The sequence below is a fragment of the Collinsella aerofaciens genome (assembly GCF_015670745.1).
GTDB classification, from domain to species: Bacteria; Actinomycetota; Coriobacteriia; order Coriobacteriales; family Coriobacteriaceae; genus Collinsella; species Collinsella aerofaciens_T.
This window is the reverse complement of the sequence record NZ_JADPCH010000008.1, coordinates 69,586-90,350: the sequence shown is the minus strand read 5'-3', so window position 1 is coordinate 90,350 and position 20,765 is coordinate 69,586. Positions and strand designations below refer to the sequence as shown.

Annotated in this window: 17 protein-coding genes and 1 pseudogene; 2 read left to right on the top strand and 16 right to left on the bottom strand. The window is 61.4% G+C overall.

Annotated features, from left to right (window positions below; genetic code table 11):
* Nucleotides 1-224: 224 nt before the first annotated feature.
* Entirely contained in the window at nt 225-1,862 is a 1,638-nt protein-coding gene (locus I4W07_RS04455) for an amidohydrolase (protein ID WP_230317472.1), read from the bottom strand.
* Nucleotides 1,863-2,030: 168 nt separating this feature from the next.
* On the opposite strand from I4W07_RS04455, the gene I4W07_RS04450 reads away from it, so the two are divergent.
* Nucleotides 2,031-3,494 carry a M20 family metallopeptidase gene (locus I4W07_RS04450; protein ID WP_196025749.1) on the top strand — a complete coding sequence of 488 codons (1,464 nt, stop codon included), beginning with the start codon at nt 2,031-2,033 and terminating at the stop codon, nt 3,492-3,494.
* A 107-nt stretch (nt 3,495-3,601) separates the two neighbouring features.
* On the opposite strand, the gene I4W07_RS09240 is transcribed toward I4W07_RS04450, so the two are convergent.
* From I4W07_RS09240 to I4W07_RS04385, 14 genes and pseudogenes are all read right to left on the bottom strand, one after another.
* On the bottom strand, nt 3,602-4,078 hold the full coding sequence (locus I4W07_RS09240; RefSeq protein ID WP_271739753.1) for a DUF2752 domain-containing protein: 477 nt from the start codon (nt 4,076-4,078) through the stop codon (nt 3,602-3,604).
* Nucleotides 4,079-4,091: 13 nt separating this feature from the next.
* Entirely contained in the window at nt 4,092-4,505 is a 414-nt protein-coding gene (locus I4W07_RS09145; protein ID WP_230317471.1) for a DUF4234 domain-containing protein, read from the bottom strand.
* A 207-nt stretch (nt 4,506-4,712) separates the two neighbouring features.
* A pseudogene (locus tag I4W07_RS09355) lies at nt 4,713-4,775 on the bottom strand (zinc-ribbon domain-containing protein); the annotation flags it as partial.
* A 195-nt stretch (nt 4,776-4,970) separates the two neighbouring features.
* Nucleotides 4,971-6,326 carry a zinc-ribbon domain-containing protein gene (locus I4W07_RS04435; protein WP_196025747.1) on the bottom strand — a complete coding sequence of 452 codons (1,356 nt, stop codon included), beginning with the start codon at nt 6,324-6,326 and terminating at the stop codon, nt 4,971-4,973.
* Between the two features lie 147 nt (nt 6,327-6,473).
* Nucleotides 6,474-7,496, bottom strand: coding sequence for a YitT family protein (locus I4W07_RS04430; protein WP_196025746.1), 1,023 nt, complete (start codon nt 7,494-7,496; stop codon nt 6,474-6,476).
* 205 nt (nt 7,497-7,701) lie between these two features.
* Entirely contained in the window at nt 7,702-8,229 is a 528-nt protein-coding gene (locus I4W07_RS04425) for an Asp23/Gls24 family envelope stress response protein (RefSeq protein ID WP_196025745.1), read from the bottom strand.
* A 44-nt stretch (nt 8,230-8,273) separates the two neighbouring features.
* Nucleotides 8,274-8,651: a DUF2273 domain-containing protein gene (locus I4W07_RS04420; protein WP_271739752.1), complete on the bottom strand. Its 378-nt coding sequence runs from the start codon at nt 8,649-8,651 to the stop codon at nt 8,274-8,276.
* Nucleotides 8,644-9,189: an Asp23/Gls24 family envelope stress response protein gene (locus I4W07_RS04415; RefSeq protein ID WP_196025744.1), complete on the bottom strand. Its 546-nt coding sequence runs from the start codon at nt 9,187-9,189 to the stop codon at nt 8,644-8,646. Before I4W07_RS04415 ends, I4W07_RS04420 begins: the two co-directional genes overlap by 8 nt.
* A 165-nt stretch (nt 9,190-9,354) precedes the next feature.
* The gene (locus I4W07_RS04410) at nt 9,355-10,161 is read right to left on the bottom strand and encodes a YebC/PmpR family DNA-binding transcriptional regulator (RefSeq protein ID WP_035137586.1); all 807 of its coding nucleotides are present in this window, start codon (nt 10,159-10,161) and stop codon (nt 9,355-9,357) included.
* Between the two features lie 165 nt (nt 10,162-10,326).
* Nucleotides 10,327-12,510, bottom strand: a complete 2,184-nt coding sequence (locus tag I4W07_RS04405; protein WP_271739751.1) for a DUF6020 family protein — start codon at nt 12,508-12,510, stop codon at nt 10,327-10,329.
* An 83-nt stretch (nt 12,511-12,593) separates the two neighbouring features.
* Entirely contained in the window at nt 12,594-13,415 is an 822-nt protein-coding gene (gene lgt / locus I4W07_RS04400; RefSeq protein ID WP_195363743.1) for a prolipoprotein diacylglyceryl transferase, read from the bottom strand.
* A 109-nt stretch (nt 13,416-13,524) separates the two neighbouring features.
* Nucleotides 13,525-13,803: a NifU family protein gene (locus I4W07_RS04395; RefSeq protein WP_035137589.1), complete on the bottom strand. Its 279-nt coding sequence runs from the start codon at nt 13,801-13,803 to the stop codon at nt 13,525-13,527.
* A 171-nt stretch (nt 13,804-13,974) separates the two neighbouring features.
* The gene (locus I4W07_RS04390) at nt 13,975-14,499 is read right to left on the bottom strand and encodes a deoxycytidylate deaminase (protein WP_089572276.1); all 525 of its coding nucleotides are present in this window, start codon (nt 14,497-14,499) and stop codon (nt 13,975-13,977) included.
* Nucleotides 14,500-14,582: 83 nt separating this feature from the next.
* Nucleotides 14,583-15,434 carry a type III pantothenate kinase gene (locus tag I4W07_RS04385; protein ID WP_196025743.1) on the bottom strand — a complete coding sequence of 284 codons (852 nt, stop codon included), beginning with the start codon at nt 15,432-15,434 and terminating at the stop codon, nt 14,583-14,585.
* A 288-nt stretch (nt 15,435-15,722) separates the two neighbouring features.
* Between I4W07_RS04385 and I4W07_RS04380 the strand changes: the two genes are divergently transcribed.
* Nucleotides 15,723-17,426 carry an OPT/YSL family transporter gene (locus I4W07_RS04380; protein ID WP_196025742.1) on the top strand — a complete coding sequence of 568 codons (1,704 nt, stop codon included), beginning with the start codon at nt 15,723-15,725 and terminating at the stop codon, nt 17,424-17,426.
* Between the two features lie 201 nt (nt 17,427-17,627).
* Here the strand turns inward: I4W07_RS04380 and I4W07_RS09315 are convergent, their stop codons facing one another.
* Complete coding sequence (locus I4W07_RS09315) at nt 17,628-20,711, bottom strand: CAP domain-containing protein (protein ID WP_196025741.1); 3,084 nt, start codon at nt 20,709-20,711, stop codon at nt 17,628-17,630.
* Nucleotides 20,712-20,765 lie beyond the last annotated feature (54 nt).

The window sequence follows — 20,765 nt, the reverse complement described above, 5'->3', positions numbered from 1 at the left end:
TTGCTGCTCTACAGTCCTGCGCAAGACGGAAAGCACATTAAGTGCTTTCCTTTGCGTGCGGAACTCGCGACAAACTTCATGCCCTCCGGTCCGCCCCGGGAGCTGGGGTAACTTATTCGGGCCCGGCATTCAGAAAAGTCAGTGCAGCAAAATGGCGATGCAGATGGTGCGAACAAGAAAGGGGCACGTTGCTGAAACGTGCCCCTTATGGGTGGGGTATGGGGTTAGCGCTCGTAAATCAAGTTACCTGCCAGGTAGGTGGCCTGAACCTTGGTGGCCTGGAGCTCTTGGGGGTCGATGGTGAGCGGGTTTTGGTCCAGGACTACAAGGTCGGCATACTTGCCGGGCTCCAAGCTGCCGAGGTTTTGCTCGTCGCCCGCTGCGTACGCGCTGCCAAGCGTGTAGTTGCGCAGGGCCGTTGCCGCGTCGATACGCTCGCTCGGCAACCAGCCGCCCTCGGGCCAGTGGCTGCGGGGGTCCTGGCGCGTGATAGCCGTGTAGAGCACATTCATGCTGGTAACGGGCGTAATAGGGCTGTCGGTACCGAAGGCTTGGCGAATGCCGCGCTGCTTATAGGTCGCAAACGGCCACATGATGCGGCTGCGCTCCAGGCCCAGATCGCGCTCGGGGCCGCCCGGGTCGAGTGTAATGTGACAGGGCTGGCTCGAGGCAACGACGTTAAGCTTGCGTAGACGATCGATGTCCTCGGGCAGGAGGTTCTCCAGATGCTCGAGCGTGTTATGACCGTGCTGGGGCAGTCCGTACAGTTCGGCGGCCTCCTCAAAGATATCGAGCGCGGCATGGATGGCACCGTCGCCGATGACGTGGATGCGCACGGTGTGGCCGCGCTCCGCGGCCGCCAGAACCAGCTTACGCATGCGCTCGGCAGGAACTGTCAGACGGCCCTGGTCGCCCGGGAAGCGCGGGTTGGTATAGGGCTCGGTGAGATAGGCCGTGTGTTCGCTCGACACGCCGTCGAAGAACTGCTTAAAGCCTGGCGCCGAGAGCAGCGCGTTGTTCGCGTAGCGGGTCTGCAGCTCTTCCAAGCGTGACTGGTCATCCAACAGCGTGGGGAACAGATGGGCTCGGATGCCCAACTTGCCGGCTGCCTGCAGTTTGTCGTAGACGTCGTCGCGGATAAAATCGCAGCCCGGCATGGGCATGAGCGACATATCGCATATCGAGGTGATGCCCTGCTCGGCCATACGCCTCATTTGATCGGCGTAAGCGCTTGCGATGCGATCTTCGCCCAGCCACTCAAGGCAGCGCGGCAGCAGCTGCATGGCAGCCGCCTCGTGAGCGATACCCGTGAGCTCGCCGTTTGCGTCCTTGTCGTAGCTACCGCCCGCTGGTGACTCGCTGTCGCGCGTGACGCCGAGTGCATCGAGTGCGCGGCTGTTGAGCCACAGCGTGTGCCCGTCGCCCGAATACATAACACAGGGACGATCGGGGAATGCCACATCAAGCGACGCCTTGGTAGGATGCTCGGGCGGGTCCCAACGGTAGTCGCGCCAGCCCTGCGTCACAACCCAAGCGTCGTCGGGCAGGTCCTGGGAAAACTCGAGCGCATGTTGCACCAGCGCCGCCTCGGACGTGCCCATATCCATGAGCATGTACGGCGAGGAACCGACCGAGGTATGGAAGAAGTGCAGATGAGCGTCATGGAAACCGGGGCAGACAAACTGCTCGCCGTAGTCGATAACCGACGTGGCGGCGGGAGCGGCGGCGATCACGTCACCGGGCGCACCGACTGCGACGGTACGGTCGCCTGCAATGGCAATCGCCAGCTCGCGGGCGGTATCGATGCCGTCTTGCGCGGTAAAGACGTTCTTGGAGCGGATAATCCGATCGATATGCTGCATGAGCATCCCCATCTCTGGCAGGAAATTCAACACCCCCGAGTGTACTCCCCCGCCCCTGCAACAAAACCCCAAGCGGCAAACGGCAACTTTACCAGCCCTAGCGGCAGGTGGCATACTGGAGAGAGCCTGTACGATTTTGCGATCAACCCAGCAAGGAGCAAATCGACCATGACGAAGACCAAGGCACAGCAGATTATGGCGGCGACCGAGGCTCGCGCGGCTGACGACGTCACCGCAGCCATCAAAGATATCGCTACCGAGTTTGAACCCTATATCATCAAGCAGCGCCGCCACTTCCATAAGCACCCGGAGCTGAGCCTTGCCGAGGAGCGCACGACCTCCGACATCGCCAACCAGCTCGACGCCATGAATATCCCCTACGAGCGTCCGCTCAAGACCGGCTTGGTAGCAACGCTTCGCGGCACCGCGCCGGATGCCTACCGCGAGGACGGCACGCCGCGCCGCCGTATCCTGCTACGCGCCGATATCGACGCCCTGCCCGTCACCGAACAGACCGGCGAGGAGTTCGCCAGCGTCAATGAGGGTTGCATGCACGCCTGCGGTCACGACTGTCATATCGCCATGATGCTCGGCACGCTGCAAATCCTGCGCCACATGACCGATGACATCCACGGCGAGGTCCGCATCGTGTTCCAGCCCAGCGAGGAAAACGGCCAGGGTGCCAAGCTCATGATCGGCACCGGTGTGCTCGATGGCGTCGATGGCGCCTATGCCGCTCACATTTGGAGCGAGGTCGACGCCGGCACCGTGAGCTGCGAGCCCGGCCCGCGCATGGCAAACACCGACTGGTTCCGCATCGACGTTCGCGGCACCTCGTGCCATGGCGCCATGCCCCAGCGCGGCCACGACGCCGTTATGGTGGCTGCCGAGATCGTCAACGCCCTGCAGACCATCGTCTCGCGCGAAATCAGCCCCTACGAGCCCGCCGTCATCACCGTCGGCGAGTTGCATGGTGGCACCGCGCGCAACGTTATCGCCGGCACGGCCTACCTTGCCGGCACGGTGCGCACCTATGGCGACAGGACGCACGAGGAAATGCCCGAGCTCATGCGCCGCATCGTGGAGCACACCGCGGCAGCCCTGGGCGCCGAGGCCGAACTTACCGACTACACCATCGCCAACTACAAGGTCGAAAACGATGCCGCCTCGAGCGAGCGCTGCCGTCAGGCCGTGGTCAAGTGCCTGGGTGCAGCCGGCGAAGGCCATTATCGCGGCACGCTTTCGGGCGAGGACTTCTCGGAGTATCTGCGCCGCGTACCGGGCGTGCTCGCCTTTGTTGGCACGCGCAACCCCCAGATCGGCGCCACCTATGCCCAGCACTCCTGCTTCTATAAGATCGACGAGAGCGTGCTCGCCAAGGGCTCCATGGTAGCCGCTCAGTATGCCATCGACTTTTTGGCCGAGCCCACGCAAGAAGAGCTCGACGGCCCCACGATCGCCGCGGTTGCCGAGACCAATCCCGACCTGGCAGCCAAGCTGCGCTCTGCCAAGGCAACGGCCGCCGAGGCCCGCGACGCCGTGCACGACGCCCGCACCGCCCGCCATGCCGCCATCAAGGGCATCCACGATGCGCGGGCTGCCGCTCGCCACGAGGAGAAGCATGGCGAGTAGCCGTCACGCCCACCCATAACAACCTGGCTAGAGCAAAGCGAGGGCAAACGTTATCTCAACGTTCGCCCCCCGCTTATATGTCGACCGTTTTTCTAGCGCGTCCTCCGTCACGACAGGTAAGAGCGAAGGATGGTGAGCCAGCGTGGGGTTTCGAGGTGGATGATATCGGTGGGAACTCCGGCGGGAGCGTGGCCACCAAAGAGCAGGCCCGCGTCTGCCGGGTTGATAAGGCGCACGATCCATACGGCAACGACCAGCACGCACAGAACAATAACCGCAATGTCGATGCCGCGCTTTAGCTTGCTCGACGTCACCTCCTCGCGCACGAACGCGAGCACAAACGCAATCGGCACCACCCAAAACAGCGGATGGTAGGCAAAGGCCGCCGCAAAATCGAGGCGCAGTGCTGCCAGCCAGGCCCTCGTCATGCCACATCCCGGACAGGGAATGCCCGTCATCAGGCGAAACACGCAGCCGATATCGAGCAGGTAGAGTGCGAGCCAGGCGACAAAGAGCGCGCCGATGCAAGAAAGGGCGCGGCGAATGAGTTCCGCCGCGCCCTTATGTCCCTGGGAGCTGTTCACGCCGCTCTTATCGTTAGGCACGAGCGTCAAGACGGACGTTATAAGCCGTTGCCATGGCATTGGTATTCTTGATGATGATGTTCATGGCAAAGATGGAGCCAAGGCCGCACAGCAGCGCGCCGACGATCTGCCACATAAGAACGGTGGTACCGTTCTCCTGGAACATCAGGCCATAGCGAGGAGCATTAGCCTGCAGGCGGTTGCCGATCTTGTAGTACCAGTAGAGTGCGTAGAAGCCGCAGGTCACGAACGACAGCAGGATAAATGCTGCCAGACCCGGCGTGGAATCACCGTCGTCCTGGCACATGACATTGATGTCGCGCGCGAGGCAATAGAGGAAGTAATACGAATAGATGCCGCAGGTCACGATGGAAAGCAGGAGCCAGCCGATTACGCCACGGTCGGTCTTAATCGGAGCATAGCCCATCGGGGCAGGTGCAGGCTGCTGAGCATACTGCTGCTGCCCGGCGTACTGCTGCTGCCCGGCGTACTGTTGCTGGGGCTGAGGCGCAGGCTGAACTGCCTGAACCGGAGCGGGCTGAATCTTCGTGGGCTGCGGAGCAGGTTGGGGCTGAGATGCAGGCTGCGGCGCGGGCTGCGGAGCAGGAGCAGCGGGAGCGGCACCGACGGCAGAACCGCAGACGGGGCAGAATTTGGCATCATCCGAAATGGGAGAACCACAAGTGGGACAGAATATAAGCTTCTCCTTTTCCTAAGGCGTTGCACGCCTTCAAACCTTACACGTCTATGTTCTCAACAATAGCCGCGACGTTGTTGCGCAACATTGACCAATTTCCGAGAAATTTTGCTACAACCGATTTCCCAGGCATTTTCTTGCTTCCGCAGCAGAAAAAGGCACCCCGGGCTCAGTTGCCCAGGGCGCCTCGACCGACTATTCGGTTTGATTGTTTTCGGCAGCAGGATTATCGCCCGGCTCATCCGCCGGCGTGGCAACGGCATTCCAAGCGGGTTCCGCAGGCGTCGCCTCGGGCGCAGGCGCGGGTGCCGGGGCAGGTGCCGGGGCAGGTGCCGGAGCGGGTGCAGGCGCGGGTGCAGGCGCGGGTGCCGGGGCAGGGGCAGCACCAGTGGCGGCCGTGGGATTGAACCCCGCAGGAGCAGGCTTCTTCTCACCCGGGAGCACGAACGTCAGGACATCGTCGGTATCCTCATCGGCCCACTCGCTGGCATGGCGCGCGGCCCAGTAGCCAACGGCACGATATTTGAGCATCGTGCCAAACACATTCAGGAACACGGTGACAAAGGCGATGATCATCAGGAACAGGATGAGCGTAATGCCGCCACCCTCGATGATAGCCTCAAGACCCGAAGGACGAGAATAGTAGCCGTAGTAGCCATAGCTGCTAATGACCAGCGCGGCAACAAAGCCAAAGATGGCGGTGAAAATCCAGGTGATGATATTGGAAACAATGCCCGTCAAAAACTCGGGGAGAATCGAGGCGCAGAACAGCTTGCCCAGGTTGGCCTTGTAGGACTTCCAGACCTTCTCGAGCGAAAACGCGCTTTCCACGCGGCCGGCGACTGCAAAGTGCATCACGGCAGCGTCACCAAACATCTTAAAGAAAATGCCCAACACCGCCGATACGATCATGGCAAAGACAAGCAGACCCATCGACCCGATGAGTGCGCCCTCGAGGCCGCTCGAACCGAAGTAATAGTACGAACCAACGGCACCGATCACAGCGCTCTCAAGCACCGAGAACACCACGCCAATCACCGGAATAATGGCCACGAACCCGAGCACGTTCGTAATGACAGACGAGAAGATGCCCAGCCCAAAGGAGGTCGAGCGCAGCAGCGGACGCTCCATGCCGTTATCGTCCTTGAGCGACAGGTCGCGACCCCACTCGATAGCAAAGCCAGCGCCGCACACGCTTGCCACGTAAGCGAGCAAAAAGCCAATGGCCGCCGCGATGCCACCGATAACGGGGATAAACAGCACCAGCACCGACACGACGCAGATCAGCGCCGGCAAAAAGGCAATCTGGCATACGCGAACCAGGGCGCCGGGAACCTTAATCATGTCGTTGAAGGCCTGCGCCATGCAGCCCTTGGGCACGTTCATAGCCGGCTGGGGCGCAACGAACGGCTGCGGTTGGGGCTGCGGCTGGGGCTGGCCCTGCGGGACGGAACCGGCAGAGGCATGGGGGGCCTCGGTATTAGGGGCACCGCACACGCCGCAGAACTTGTCGTTATCGCCCATGGGAGCGCCACACTGCGAACAGAACATCGAAATCATCCCTTCGTATCTAGAGCGAATCACCTGGATCGCAAACGATGTCTTTGGCAACATTATCGCCCAATGTGGGGACAACCCCAAGATGACCGATTTGCAACGTAGGCGGCTTTATTCAATGATTCGAAGGGTATATCCGCGCTAGTTCGTGCCGCGGAAGCCCTTGCCCACGATCTCGGAGCTGTCAACGATCGTGATAAACGCATCCGGATCGATATCGCGGGTATAGCGGCGCAGTTGCACTGCCTCGCGACGGCTCAGCACGCTCATAATCACCGTGACGCACTTGCCCGAGAAGGCGCCGTAGCCACGGCTGATCGTTGCCGTGCGGTTGAGATGCTTGACAATAAACTCCTCGACTTTGCGCGGTTCGGCGCAAATAATCGTACAGACCTTGCGCAGATGGATGCTCTCGATGGCCTTATCGACGACGAGCGTCTTGGCAAACAGGCCAAGCACGCAGTACAGGCCGACGCGCGGGCCATACAAAAACGCCGCGATGGTCACGATGCCGATATCGACCAGCAACAGGGCACGGCCGATCTCGAGCGTCGTGCGACGCTTGAGGATCATGGCAAGGATGTCGGTGCCGCCCGTCGAGGCGCCAATGTCAAAGACAATGGCACTGCCCAGCGCCGGCAAGATGACGGCAAAACACAGGTCGAGCCACATATCGCCCGTCATCGAAACATCCGTCGGAATGAAGAGCTCAAACAGCGAGACGTAGGCCGAAAGCGCAAACGAGGCAAAGACGCTCCAAAGGATTGCCTTGCGCTCCAAAAAGATAAAACCCAGGATGACCAGGACCGCGTTGATAATCCACATAAATACGCCGACGGGCAGAGTCGGGAACAGAGTGGAAAGAATGACCGACACGCCCGAGGTGCCGCCGAAGGCAAAGTGATTGGGCGTTTTGAAAGCCACGATGGCAAAGGCCGTGAGGATCAGGCCCAGATTGAGCTCGGCAAAAAAGCGCGGAAAGCCTGGCTCCTGGCTGCGCTTGCGGCCGGCGCGCTCGCCACGTTCGATATCCTCGCGACCGACGACGCGCTCCATCGGCACCACCGGAGGACGATGCACCTCCTCGGCGGCACGCGACGCCGCCTCTGCCGCAGCGGCTTCAATCGCCCATGCCTTGCTTTCGGTCTCGTGTTCGTCGGCCATTACGGCAACCCCTCGTTAACAATTTGGAAACAATGCGCCCATTAGGGTAACGCGGAACGCGAAGATTGCAACCCTTAGTTAGACGAGCGGTATGACTAGATCGAGGCTATATAGAAAACGGTCGACCGCGCTTTTGCTTGCGCTGTCGGCCGTTTGACGTTTTCGCAGATAAAACCTGCCAAAACAAACATCCCTTTTTGGAAGGTTATTCGTGCTGGCTGGTGCGGTGCTCGTACTCCTCGGGGGTGATGACATCCTCGATGCGCAGGTTGACGCCCGCCACCTCAAGGCCGGTCATCGCGGCAAGGCGCTCGGTGACACGTGCCTTAACATCGTCGAAGATCGCGGGCGCATAGGCGCCGTACTCGATGATGACCGAGATGTTGACGACCACGCGGTTGTCATCGGTGACCTCGACCGTCACGCCCTTGGTCAGGTTCTCGGCACCAAACTGCTCCTGCACAAAGTGCATGAGGTTACCCTTCATGCCCAGAACGTGCGGAACCTCGCGGGTGGCCATGGCGACGATCTTCTCGATCACGCCGTTGGAATAGGTCAGCGAGTCCTCGGACTCGTCCGCCTCCTCATCCATCTCCTCGTTATCCTCGTCCGCATCGGACTCGGCCTCGACGAGCGCCTCGTTCTCGAGCGTTACGTCCTCCGCCTCGGCGGCGACGGCCTCGTTCGTCTCGAGCTCGGTATCGGCTACATCGACCTTCGTGTTAAAAGCCATGGTTCCTCCTTATGCCTGCCGCGGATGCGACAGTCGAATACGTATTAGCGGCCGCTAAACAGGCGGCCGAAGAAGTTGACGATACCGTTCTCGCCGTCGCGAATCTGGCCGATCACGGCGCCGATCAGCACAAAGAATGCGATGACGAGCGTGTCCCACAGGCCCAACGTAAGTACCAGCACAGCGAGGATAAAGCCTGCCACGGCGCCGAGCGTAGTGTTGGGATGGCGCACGGCATAGCTCCAGATAGCAGCGCCCGTACCTTTGATGAGACCCATGGCATCGTCAAAGTCGTTAGCGGCAACGTCATGCTGCTCGCCGGCCTCGGGCTTGGTGTCGGTGGTCTCGCCTGCCGGCGTAGCGTTCTGGTCGATCGTCAGGCGCGGCGTGCGGGCGGTCTTGTCTTGGTTGGTATCACTCACCGGAAACCTCCACGGTCTGGACGGTAGTCTTGGACGGCAAAAAACGGACGCGCGCGGTCGTGCCCGGCGTGCCGAGCATGGTGTCGCAGGCCTTCTCGATGCGCTGCTGCATCGCGATAGCTTGAGAGGCCACGTCCCGGTCGTCGAGTGCGATGGCCTCGACCTTAAAACGAACGCGCGACTCGTCGGAGCCTTGAACGCGCGCCTCGATATGCTCAACCATCACGCGATCATCGAACTCCGCCGCGGCACGGGCGCACGAGGAAAGCGCTGCGAGCGTGACCTCGATATTGCGCTCCCCCGCCGGATGCACGCAGGACGGCTCGCGACGCGCGAACATCAGGCGGAAAAACCCGATAAGCACGCCAAGTGCCACGATGGCGGCGCACACCGTAACGACGACGCGAGGCATGGTGTCACGCAACAGCAGCATAAAGCGATACGTATACGGTCCCCAGAACTGGCAGACAAGCGTACCCAGCGCCACGATGGCGGCGGCAAGATACACGATCGCTAGGGCTCGTTTGAGTACGCGCACGCGCGCTCCCTTCAGGTTTCGGTCCACAGAATGCAAAACGGTTCGCATCATTATAAAAGAGCCGGGTCCGGTGCTCTACGCACGCGGATCCGGCTCATCTATTCCACGAGGCTTGCATGCTCGCTTCATTATGCCCAGATATGCACGGCTTAACCCGTGCAGGCGCTACTCCTCCTCGAGGGCAGCGATGACCTCGTCGGTCATGTCCATGGTGCTGTAGACGTCCTGGACGTCGTCGAGCTCCTCGAGACGGTCGATGAGGCGCTGGACCTTCTTGGCGTCGGTACCGGAGACCTCGGTCGGGGTGGTCGGGACCATGGTGGTCTCGGAGCCCTTGACCTGGACGCCCTGCTCCTCGAGCGCCTTGGAGACAGCCATGACGTCGTTAGCAGCGGTCCAGACGATCCACTCCTCGCCGGCGTCCTCGTAGTCCTCGCCACCGGCCTCGGCGATGGCCATCATGAACTCATCCTCGTCACCGGCAGGACCGTTGGCGATCATGGTCTCCTTCTTGGCGTTCTCGTCCAGGATCTCCTTGGCGACGACGATCTGGCCCTTGCGCTCAAACTGGAAGGCGACGGAGCCCGAGGTGCCCAGGTTGCCACCAGCGTGGGAGAAGGCGGAACGGACATCAGCGGCGGTGCGGTTGCGGTTGTCGGTCAGGCAGTCAACGTAGACGGCGACACCGGCGGGACCGTAGCCCTCGTACACGATGTTCTCGTAGACGGCGGCATCGGCACCCGAACCAAAAGCCTTGTCGATAGCGGACTTGATCTTGTCCTTGGGCATGGACTGAGCCTTGGCCTTAGCAACGGCAGCGGCGAGGCTGGCGTTGTTCTCGGGCAGCGGGTCACCGCCGAGACGGGCAGCAACGGTGATGTTGCGGCTCAGCTTGGAGAAGAGGGCGGAACGCTTGGCGTCCTGCGCGCCCTTACGATGCTTGGTTGTGGCCCACTTAGAGTGTCCGGACATACGTGTCTCCTATCGGTTTCGACCTAAAGCCCAGCGCAGATGCTCGGGCAATATAAACAAACGTCGTTATGATATACCTACTGGCCTGCGAGATAAACCCCAAAATGAAGGCGTCGTGATGATACAGCCCCTTAGTGCAAAGCAACCTGACCCCAATGCACCAAATTAGGACCAGAGGAGGTCGCTGCGGGTGATGGTGGCGCCGACGGCAAAGGGCATGCAGGCGATGACCGGATACAGGTAGCGCATGTAGGTCGAGCCGTTGCAGGGACCGATCAGGCACACGGCGAGCACGCCCAGCAGCGGCACCCAAATGGCCAGCGCGCGCCACGAATGACGACGTAGCAGATAGACCACCACGGCGATCATGATCCACACATAGGTGGCCGAGCTCATGGTGAGCGAGATAAACGGGATGCGTTGTACTGCCACGCGATACAGGTTGATCAGGTGGTCGCACCAGCGCACAACCTTGCTATCGACCGGATGGAAGTCAAAGTACTTGAGGTTATCGGGCTTCGCCATAATCTCGGCACTGCGCGCCGTGCTGTAGACCCATGCGTCGCGAGCGCTCGGATAAAAGTAGCCGTAGTAGTTATTGATGAGCGCCGAGATATAGCACCCGGGGTCCTTTTTGAACATCTGGGCCCACACCTCAAAATAGGCCTTGATGTCCTCCTGCGAGGCGTACTCGTTAAAGCAGTTCTTGACGGCATCGGACTTATCTGGGTTGTAACGGCGGCCCAGATTCTCGTACTTGAGCACGCGGTCGATCACGGCACGCTCTTCGTCGGTCACCAAGCCGTCGCAAGGAGCCTCCACGATGGTGCCGTCCTCCTTAACCGTGGGGTTGACGCCCGAGTTGAGGCCGTCGTGCTTTTGGACGAAACGAGCCGTCTGCTGGAACGGAATCGAGAGGATTTCGCGCTTGGAACCAGGCGTGATGTCGTGCGCCGGCATAAAGACCTTAGTGAAGTACATATTGGAGGCAAGGCAGAGTGCAAGCACCGCAAGAACTCCCACCCAGCGGAAACGCGGGATGGCGCCCGAAGGCGCAGCACCAGCCTGCTTGGCTGCACGATGAGCCACATGCGCGTCCCATGCGCAAAACGCCGCCGCGATTACGCATGCCGCCAGGGGAAACACCAGGCCGCCGTTACGCAGAAACGTGGAACCCATGGCGCCCAGAGCGAGCAGCAGCCAGTCATGGCGCGCAAAGAGCACGGGCCTCTGTTCGCCCGCACGCTCGGCATTGGCATCGCGACGGGGCAGGCCGCAGGCCACGAGCTTCACGGTCTGCACCAACAGCACCAAAAACGCGTCGGCAAACAGCACATCTTTGGTAAGCAGAGCCGCATAGTTGGAGAACATGGGCATAAACACAAAGAACAGCAAGATCACGCCGCGGACCGGCAGGCTCACGCCCAGCTTGCGCAGCGACGAGATGGAATAGGCCATGCAGGCGGCCGTAATGACGAACTGGGCGCAGGTGTAGATGGCAAGACCTGCGTTGGCGCTATTGAACAGCGAAAGCCCCAGCTGGACGCACGAACCGATGATAGCCGTGTGCACCACGGGGTGATGTCCGTTGAGCAGCACATTGGGATTGAGCAGACGCAGGTAGTCACTCGTGCCGTTGGGGTAGTTGAACCACTGGCGAATCTGCGCGCCCGTGTCTCCCATAAAAAGGCCGGGCAGCGAAGCGATGAGCGTGGGCGCCCAGGCGATCATGAGCACCAGGAAGGGCCCGGCAAAGGGATGGACCGAGAGCACGGCGTGAGCCACACGCCATACGCGGCCAAAGTGCGCTTCGGAAAACGGAATGCGCCGAGAGCTCAGCCAATCTAGACACTCGAAGGCAAGGTAGAAGGCAACGACCGCCAAGAGCATCCAGCCCGCACCGCCTATCCAGGCGCAGATGATGCGGGCCTTGTCGCCGAGCACGATCTCGGCCGAATCGGTGAGGTCGTAGCTGCGGCCAAACACCATGCAGACGGCAAAGAACAGCGACGGAAGGATCACCGAGGGACGCCAAGCGTCGCCGCGGCCAAAGAACACGTAGCGAAACGGCAGCGTGAGCAGGCAGGCAAGCGCAAGCAGCATGACCGCGTCGGTATGGCCGGCAAACGAGAGGAGCACCTCGTAGCACACGTACAGCATGCCCGAGGCTTTGGGGTCAATTGCCAAGACTGCGTTGCTCGACACCGGGGCGGGATCGATGGAAAACGCCGTGGTCGCCAACAGCGCGAGCAAAAATGCGATGAGCGTCTGCTTGGCGGGATAGCGCTTAAACCAGACGATGCGGGCAGCGTCGCGCGCAGCCGTTGTGGAGAGGTCGGGATCCTTCACAGTCCGAAAGCCTTTCTAGAAACCTATCAAACTCGGCAAAACCACCACAAAGGTACCTGTCCCCTTTGTGGTGGTTTTGGTGGTTAGGCGTCCAAGTAGACGCGCTGGGGGCGATTGCGGTGTCGGGCGAAGATGATGAGCGCCAGACCGGCGATCACGAGCGGCAAACTCAGCAGCTGACCCATGGTGATGACACCGCCCAGCAGATAACCCAGCTGGGCATCGGGCACGCGCACGAACTCAACGAGAAAGCGGACGATGCCGTACCCCATCACGAACACGCCCATAAACGTGCCCTGGGGCAGTAGCGGCTTTTTGCGGCTGAGCACCTGCAAAATACAGAAGAGCACGACGCCCTCAAGAAACGCCTCGTAGAGCTGGGAGGGATGGCGCGGCATATCGCCCGCGGTGCCGCCAAAGACCACACCCCAAGGCAGATCAGTCGGTTTGCCCCACAGCTCGCCGTTGACGAAATTGGCGCAACGTCCCAGGCACAGCGCCAGCGGGGCGCCGATCACGGCAAGGTCGGCGATGGTCCAGGCGTCGAGTTTATACATGCGGCACACGATGATGCCGCCCAAGATGCCGCCCACCAGACCGCCGTGGAAGCTCATGCCGCCCTCGTTGGTGGCAAAGATTTCGAGCGGGTGAGTCCAATAGTAGCCATCGCCGTAAAAGACGACGTAAAACAGGCGCGCGCCGATAATAAGGCCAAAGACCGCACCGACCACGACGCTCGTCAGGTCATCGATCGTGATGTCGAAGCCCCAACGACGCTGCGTGCGGTACATAACGACCGCCGTGAGCAGGGCGCCGACCACATAGGCCAGACCGTACCAGTAGATCGTGATGGGGCCCGCCGAGATCGCAACGGGGTCAAGCATATGGTAGAGGTCGTTGAGCATATCGATCCCCCTGCTCCCTACATACAAATGCGGCCGCGGGCCTTGCGCTCGCAGCCGCATATTTGGACGTAACGTCTATGCGGAGCGTACCGTCCGCAGCTTTCGCATCTTAGAACGGCGCGTACTCGTCGTACAGGTCCTCGGCCTCGCCGGAAGCATTGACCTGCTCGACGCGGGTAACGCCGGGCACGTGCTCCTTCAGGATGCGCTCGATACCCATGGAAAGGGTCAGCGAGCTCATGGGACAGCCGGCGCAAGCGCCCTGCAGTTCCAGCTTAACGACGCCCTCGTCGTCGACGCCCACATACTCCATATCGCCGCCGTCGGCCTGCAGGTTGGGGCGAATCTCTTCAAGAACCTTCTTAAGCAGCTCTTCGTTAACAGCCACAGGGGCTCCTTTCTCACAATAACGCGGGCACGCCCGCGGACAGAAGCTATGTTACTACAGCCATGTACCCGCTCACGAGCCGTCCATGCGCGCAGACGCGACTTTCACGAGTAGTCAATTTGGGACGGGGCTCTTTGAGCTGCGTTCGTCGCCAGATAGCGACAACGCATATTACTGCTGAGCTTGTCCCCCGGTACCAATCTGAACATCGACGATGACCTGGCGGTAGCTGATGCCGCAGGAGTCGAGAATGCGGCGGCTGATACGGCCGTCATCGGTATCGGCATACTTATTGTCCAGGTAGACGACCTCGCCTACACCTACCTGCGCCAGGATCTTGGCACAGTCGTGGCACGGGAATAGCGTGACGTAGACTGTGGAACCCTCGAGGTCCTTGAGCGAGCCACGGTAGTTGAGCACGGCGTTGGCCTCGGCATGGACCACGTAGTTGTGCTTGTCCTGCAGAGGGTCGTCGCTCGTACCCCACGGGAAAAAGTCATCGTTGAGCGCCGAGGGCGTACCGTTGTAACCCACCGAAAGGATGCGGTGGTTAGTGCTGGCGATACACGCTCCCACCTGCGTGTTAGGGTCCTTACTGCGGCGCTGCGCGGCAATGGCCACGCTCATAAAGAACTCATCCCAGCTAATAACGTCGCGGCGCTTGCCCGACGCAGTTTGATGAAGATCGTCCGACATGCCAGACACCTCCGAAATCGCAATAGTTTGACCCATTGTAGCAGGTGGAAGGTGGAGACGTTTTTGTCCCATTGCCCCCATCGCTACGCGCGGCGAGGCTTTTGGTTGATGTGGTAGAGCTCGGCGAGACCCCGCAGCGTCAGCGCATCGTCGACCGTCAGGCTATGGCCGACCAGCGCCGCAAGCGCCTCGGCATCGTCGCCGGTAATGACGATGGGCACATCGCCCTCCCCCGCGGCCTTGGTCGCGCGCATCTCGGCAAGCACCATGTCGAGCATGCCGTCGATGCGGGCCACCTCGCCCAGAACCACGCCCGAGCGCATGGCCTCACGCGTGTTGCGGCCGATGACGTGTGTCGGCGCCGAGGGCTCAACCTGCGGCAGGCGCGCTGCTGCCGCCGAAAGCGAACGGGCGCCGAGGGCCAGGCCTGGCGCGATAACGCCGCCGACAAAGGTACCGTGCGCGTCGATGACCTCGATATTGGTCGTCGTGCCCAGGTCGATCACGATGCACGGCGAGCCGTAGACGGCGCGGGCCGCCACGGCGTCGGCGATGCGGTCGGGACCGATCTCGGCCGGGTCATCGTAGTGCACGGGTATGCCGGTCTTGAGGCCCGGCCCCACCGTGAGCACGCGCCCCGTGCAGGTACGGGAAAGTGCCGCCTTCCACGGGCGCTCGAGCGCCGGGACCACGCAGCTCAGCACAGCAGCCGCGGGCACAAGCGCACCCGGCATGCCCGCATCGGCCGCCAGTGCGGCCATGACCTGCACGAGACGCATGCGTGCCTCGTCTGCTGTGATGCTCGACGGCGTGGTGATCTCGCACGTCGCAAGCGGGCATTCCTGTGCCGCGGCCGAATCCTCGGCAAACAGGCCAAAGCGAATGAACGTGTTGCCCACGTCGACCGTCAATATATATGTGCACCCATTAAGCATCGTCGGCACTCCTTTCGTCTGCCCAGCAGTATATCCCGATGATTATTCTGGGACGGGGATTTAAAAATCATTAGGTACACAATGATTTTTAAATCCCCGTCCCAGAATAATCATCCTTCGGCTTCGCTCGGGGTAGCTAAAAAGCCCCGTCCCAAATGAGCTGCCGTGCCGCTATACTGGTGCGCGGTCGTTCGCGAGCTCACGCGGCGGCCCTTGGTAACCCGACTTCCCGCGCCGTATCCGTAGCGGCGCTCCCGGGGGAAGCGGATATACGCAAAGGAGTTCTATATGAGCAATCCCTCGAACCGCACCTCGATGCGCGGTCAACTCACGCTGCGCGGCGTCGTCATCGGCGTCCTTGGCTGCGTGATCATCACGGCAAGCTCGGCCTATACCGCCCTCAAGATGGGCGCCCTCCCCTGGCCGATCATTTTCGCTGCCGTCATTTCGCTGTTCTTCCTGAAGCTCATGGGCAACGCCAGCCTCAACGAGGCCAACGTCACCCACACCATCATGTCTGCGGGCGCCATGGTCGCCGGCGGCCTGGCGTTTACCATCCCGGGCGCCTGGATGTTGGGCTATGCCGACCAGATCAGCTGGCTCGACATGTTTATCGTGGCGCTCGCCGGCACCATCTTGGGCCTTCTAGCGACAGCGCTCATCCACCGTCACTTTATCGTGGACGCCGCGCTGGAGTTCCCCACCGGCAACGCCGCAGCTCAGACCCTACGTGCTACCGAGGCCGGCGGCAAGACCGGTAAGCAGCTCTTTGGCTCCATGGCCATCGCAGGCATCTACAGCGTGCTGCGCGACGCCCTGGGCGTGGTGCCCAGTATGCTGTGCACGCTCAATATCCCCGGCGTGACCTTTGCCATCTACAACTCGCCCATGCTGCTATCCATCGGCTTCCTCGTGGGCTTCGCCCCCGTCGCCTTCTGGTTTGCCGGCGCGCTGCTGGGCAACTTTGGCATCATCGTTGGCGGCACCGCTGCTGGCCTGTTCGATATTGTGACCGCGCAGGGTATCGTCAAATCCCTCGGTATGGGTCTTATGATGGGCTTTGGCGTCGCCGTCGTCCTTAAGGACATCCTGCCGCAGGTCGCCGGTATCGTCCGTGGCCTCGCCGCCGACAGCTCCACCGACACCGACGAGCAGTCGCTTATCTCGGGCTCGCTTAAGCTCGACGCCGGCATCATCGGCCTGGGCACCGCAGCCATCGCTGTGATCGTTGCCATCGCGCTCGACCTCGGTCCCGTCCCAGCCGTCATCGTCACGCTGTTCACCTTTGTCACCACCATCATGAGCGCACAGAGCTGCGGCCAGACGGGCATCGACCCCATGGAGATCTTTGGCCTCATCGTCATGCTCATCGTGGCTGCCTTCGCGCAGCTCGCGCAGGTCAAGCTGTTCTTTATCGCCGGCATCGTGGCCGTGGCGTGCGGCCTTGCGGGCGACGTCATGAACGACTTTAAGGCCGGCGCCGTGCTGGGCACCAACCCGCGCGCACAGTGGGTTGGCCAGGCCATCGGCGGCATCGTGGGCGCCCTGGTCGCCGCCGCCGTCATGGTCGCGCTCGTCACCGCCTATGGTCCGGACGCCTTCGGCCCCGACAAGAGCTTCGTTGCCGCGCAGGCAAGCGTGGTCGCCACCATGGTCTCGGGCATCCCGAGCGTGCCGTGGTTCGCAGGCGGCTTTATCGCCGGCATCGTCATGTACTGGCTCGGGATTCCGGCCATGATGATCGGTCTGGGCGTGTATCTGCCGTTCTACATGTCTCTCACGGCCTTCTTGGGCTCCTGCGTCAAGCTCGCCTACGACAAGTGGGCCGCACACCGCGACGCCGAGGCCGGTCTTTCGGACGAGGAGAAGGCCGCCAAGGATGCCGCCTTCCAGGAGCAGGGCCTGGTTGTCGCCAGCGGCCTGCTCGGCGGCGAGTCCATCGTCGGCGTTATCCTGGCGTTTGTCTCCGTGGGTCTGAGCCTGCTGGGCTAAGTCGAGCAGCTGCTCGACAGCAACCATATTGCCTACGATTTGCCCGGTCGGTAGCTTTCGCGGCTACCGACCGGGCTTTTTGATATCGAAACAAAGAAAGGCCAGCGCGCTGCGTATGACAGCGCGCCGGCCTTATCGGTTAAGCCATCGAAGCGCTCCTGCTATGAACCGAAGTTCGTTGCAGAAACTACGCTCGAAACGCTACATCTGCTTGCGACGACGATCGCTCAGCATCACACCAGCGGCCACGAGGGTGATACCGCCGATGACGAACACCTCGCCCGCAAGAGCGGAGTCATCGCCAGTCTGGGCGAGCGCGGCCGACGTGGCCTTCTTCTTGGCGACAGGAGCCTTTGCAGCAGCCTGCGCAACCTGAGCCTTGGCCTGCGGCTCGGCCTTGGGATGATACTTGTCGTACTCGGCCTGCGCGGCAGCCAGGGCATCCTTGGCATCGCCAAGCTCGGCAAGCGCGGCGGCATAGGCGTCGTTGGCATCGGACAGCTTGGCATCGGCATCGCTCAAAGCAGCCTTGAGACCAGCGGCGGCATCGACGGCAGCCTTATAGCGAGCGTAGGCAGCGTTCAGCTTGACCAGCTTCTCGTTGCCCGTCGTGCCCGCGGCAAGGGATGCCTTGTGATCGACAGCCTCAAGATCGGCCTTGAGTGCCTCGTCGTTGGCAAGCTCTGCCTTGGCCTTGAAGATATCGAGGTTCGCATCGACGACGGCTTCGTTGGCGGCCTCGAGCTGCTTCTGGGCATCGGCGACACCGGCGACGGCGGCGTCATAGGCGGCCTTGGCGTCGTCGACCGCCTTCTGGGCGCCGGCGAAGCGCTCGAAGGCCTTGTTTGCGGTGGCAAGCTCGCCCTCGGCGGCCTTGACCTTCTCCTGTGCGTCGGACAGGGCCTGCGCCTTGGCGGCAACCGCCTGCTTGGCGTCCAAAAGAGCAGTCGCGGCCTGGACATCTGCGGCCTGGGCCTTGTCTACACCAGCCTGGGCGGCATCGTCGGCCTTCTTTGCCTCGTCAAGCGAGCCCTGCTTATTCGCAAGGCCCGCTTGGGCGGCATCGCGCTTGGCAGCAAGGTCCTTGACCGAAACCGTGGCGTTGTCATACGCCTCATTGGCCTGTTCGGACTTTGCCTTGGCGGCATCGCGGGCGCTGTGAACCTTCGCCTTGTGAGCAGCGGCCTCGGCTGCCTTCGTCTTGCTGTCAGCAAGCGTGGCGTTTGCCTTATCGAGAGCCGCCTGGGCAGTAGCGGCCTCGGCCTTGGCGGCATCGAGGTTCTGCTTGAGGGACTCGATGTCGATTCCGCCGAGTGCGTCCTTCGCGGCGTCGCATGCCGTCTTCGCGGCGGCGGTACCGGACTTAGCCTTCTCGTACTCACCCTTGGCGGTGTTCATGTTCACATCGGCTGCGGTGAAAGCGTCCTGGGCGGCATCCTGCCCGTTTACAGCTGCGAAGTAAGCTTCCCTAGTAGTTCCAAAGTTCTTCTGCGCCTCGGCGAGCTTGCCCTGAAGCTCCTTGAGCTGCGCCTTCTGCGCCTGCGTGCCGCCAGCGTTATAGGCAGAGTCGATGTAGTCGTTCACGAGCTTCTTGAACTCGGAGACAGTGAAATCCTTCTGCCCCGTGCTCCCGCTATAGTCGAAAACGGTTACCTCGGAATCGGTATTCTTACCGCTACCGGTCGCGATGCCGATAGCCTTCGCGCCGGCATCGATGATGTTTAGATAGTGCCCGCACTCATGGTAGATGCTGTTGTAGTGCTGGTAGATATAGTAGGAATCATATCGATGGCTTCCAAGTGCGTCACCATACTGCCCGACGTACTTATCGAACGCCTTTTTCTCCTGGGTGTAGAGACCGGTATATGGCCAGCCGAGGGTATCCTCGGTCTCGCCTCCGGTGTATGCCCCGCCGCCGCCTGCAAGATTCTCACCTTGATCGAAATAGCAGTTCGAGTGTCCCCAGATGTTCGATGAATATGATGTATTGAGGGCGGCTGCCGCAGTCATGCGGAGGCTGACGCTAAGCTCAGACTGGCCGTTCGCCTTGCGGAGGTTGTTCTGGGTATCGAGGTAGGTCAGGGCGTTACGCATCTGCTCCAAGGAGAGCGGATTGGTGTCGCGAGACATGTCCTGATCGACGTACTTGTCATACCAGTCCTGTTTCTCTGTCGTCCCCATGAGCATCGACGCGGCGGTACTTGCATTTGACTTCTGCTGGGCGGTGAAATCGCTGCTGTTGCTGATGTAGGCCATAAAGCCGAGCATGCCCTTATTGATGACTTCCTGGTCAACGGTCATGTTGGACTTTAGGTCTGCAATCTGCTGCTCAAGAGCCTCAACCTGGGCATTAGCAGCGTCATAAGCCTTTTCCGCGGCGTTCGAAGCGGCGCAGGCTGCCTCCCACTCGCTGCGCTTCTGCTTGCGAACTTCGACAAGCTTATCGTACTCAGCCTTCTTGTCGGCCTCGGTCTGCTGGGCCTGCTCGTATGCCGTCTTCGCGGCGTCACGCTTACTGGCCGCGTCCTTGTACTCCTTGTTTGCCGCATCGTATGCAGACTGGGCAGATGCCACAGCAGCGTTGGCGGCGTTGGCCTTCTCCTGCGCGGCAGCGACGGCAGCCTGGGCGGCCTGCAGATTTGTCTGTGCGGTGGCGTCGGCATCCGTCGCGGCATTGAGCTCCGCCTGCGCGGTCTTGAGCTCACCAGCAGCAGCGATCTTGGCGGCCTCAAGCGCACTCAGGTCAACACCCGTACCCGAGACGGCAGCATCGAGCGCGGCCTGCGCCTGGTTGAACTTCTGCTGGGCGTTATCACGCGCGGTGGTTGCGACTGCGAGAGCAGCGGCAGTCTCCTGCTTCTTGGCCTGGGCAGTCGTCAAAGCTGCCTCGGTATTCTGCTTTTCCTGCTGGGCGCTGGCCTCGGCAGCCTTGGCCTGGTCCAGATTGTCCTGTGCAGTAGTAACGGCCTTATTGGCGTCATCGAGCTTTGCCTGCGCGTCCTCGACGGCCTTCTTGGCGGCCTCGTACTCGTCCATACCCATGGCCTCGAGCTTGGCCTGGGCATCATCGAGGGCCTTCTTGGCCTCATCCTGCTTTGCCTTGGCGTCCTTGAGCGCCTGGGTCTTATCCTCGACACTCTTGTTGGCCTGTTCGAGCTGATCGTTCAGGTCGCCCAGCTTCTTCTGCTGCTGCTCGGTCTTTTCGACGGCTGCCTTAAGCTCGTCGATCTTCTCCTGAAGCGCGGCTACCTCGGCCTCGTTCTGCTCGGCGGCGTTATCGGTCACGGCCTGCGAGGCCTGATTCTTTTGCTGCTGTGCCTGCTTTTGAGACTGGCCCGC

Excerpts from the sequence above, each read along its gene's own strand:
- I4W07_RS04455 (WP_230317472.1), bottom strand. The coding sequence starts at position 1,862 with ATGCAGCATATCGATCGGATTATCCGCTCCAAGAACGTCTTTACCGCG.
- I4W07_RS04450 (WP_196025749.1), top strand. The coding sequence starts at position 2,031 with ATGACGAAGACCAAGGCACAGCAGATTATGGCGGCGACCGAGGCTCGC.
- I4W07_RS09145 (WP_230317471.1), bottom strand. The coding sequence starts at position 4,505 with ATGGGCTATGCTCCGATTAAGACCGACCGTGGCGTAATCGGCTGGCTC.
- I4W07_RS04435 (WP_196025747.1), bottom strand. The coding sequence starts at position 6,326 with ATGTTCTGTTCGCAGTGTGGCGCTCCCATGGGCGATAACGACAAGTTC.
- I4W07_RS04430 (WP_196025746.1), bottom strand. The coding sequence starts at position 7,496 with ATGGCCGACGAACACGAGACCGAAAGCAAGGCATGGGCGATTGAAGCC.
- I4W07_RS04425 (WP_196025745.1), bottom strand. The coding sequence starts at position 8,229 with ATGGCTTTTAACACGAAGGTCGATGTAGCCGATACCGAGCTCGAGACG.
- I4W07_RS04410 (WP_035137586.1), bottom strand. The coding sequence starts at position 10,161 with ATGTCCGGACACTCTAAGTGGGCCACAACCAAGCATCGTAAGGGCGCG.
- lgt (WP_195363743.1), bottom strand. The coding sequence starts at position 13,415 with ATGCTCAACGACCTCTACCATATGCTTGACCCCGTTGCGATCTCGGCG.
- I4W07_RS04390 (WP_089572276.1), bottom strand. The coding sequence starts at position 14,499 with ATGTCGGACGATCTTCATCAAACTGCGTCGGGCAAGCGCCGCGACGTT.
- I4W07_RS04385 (WP_196025743.1), bottom strand. The coding sequence starts at position 15,434 with ATGCTTAATGGGTGCACATATATATTGACGGTCGACGTGGGCAACACG.
- I4W07_RS04380 (WP_196025742.1), top strand. The coding sequence starts at position 15,723 with ATGAGCAATCCCTCGAACCGCACCTCGATGCGCGGTCAACTCACGCTG.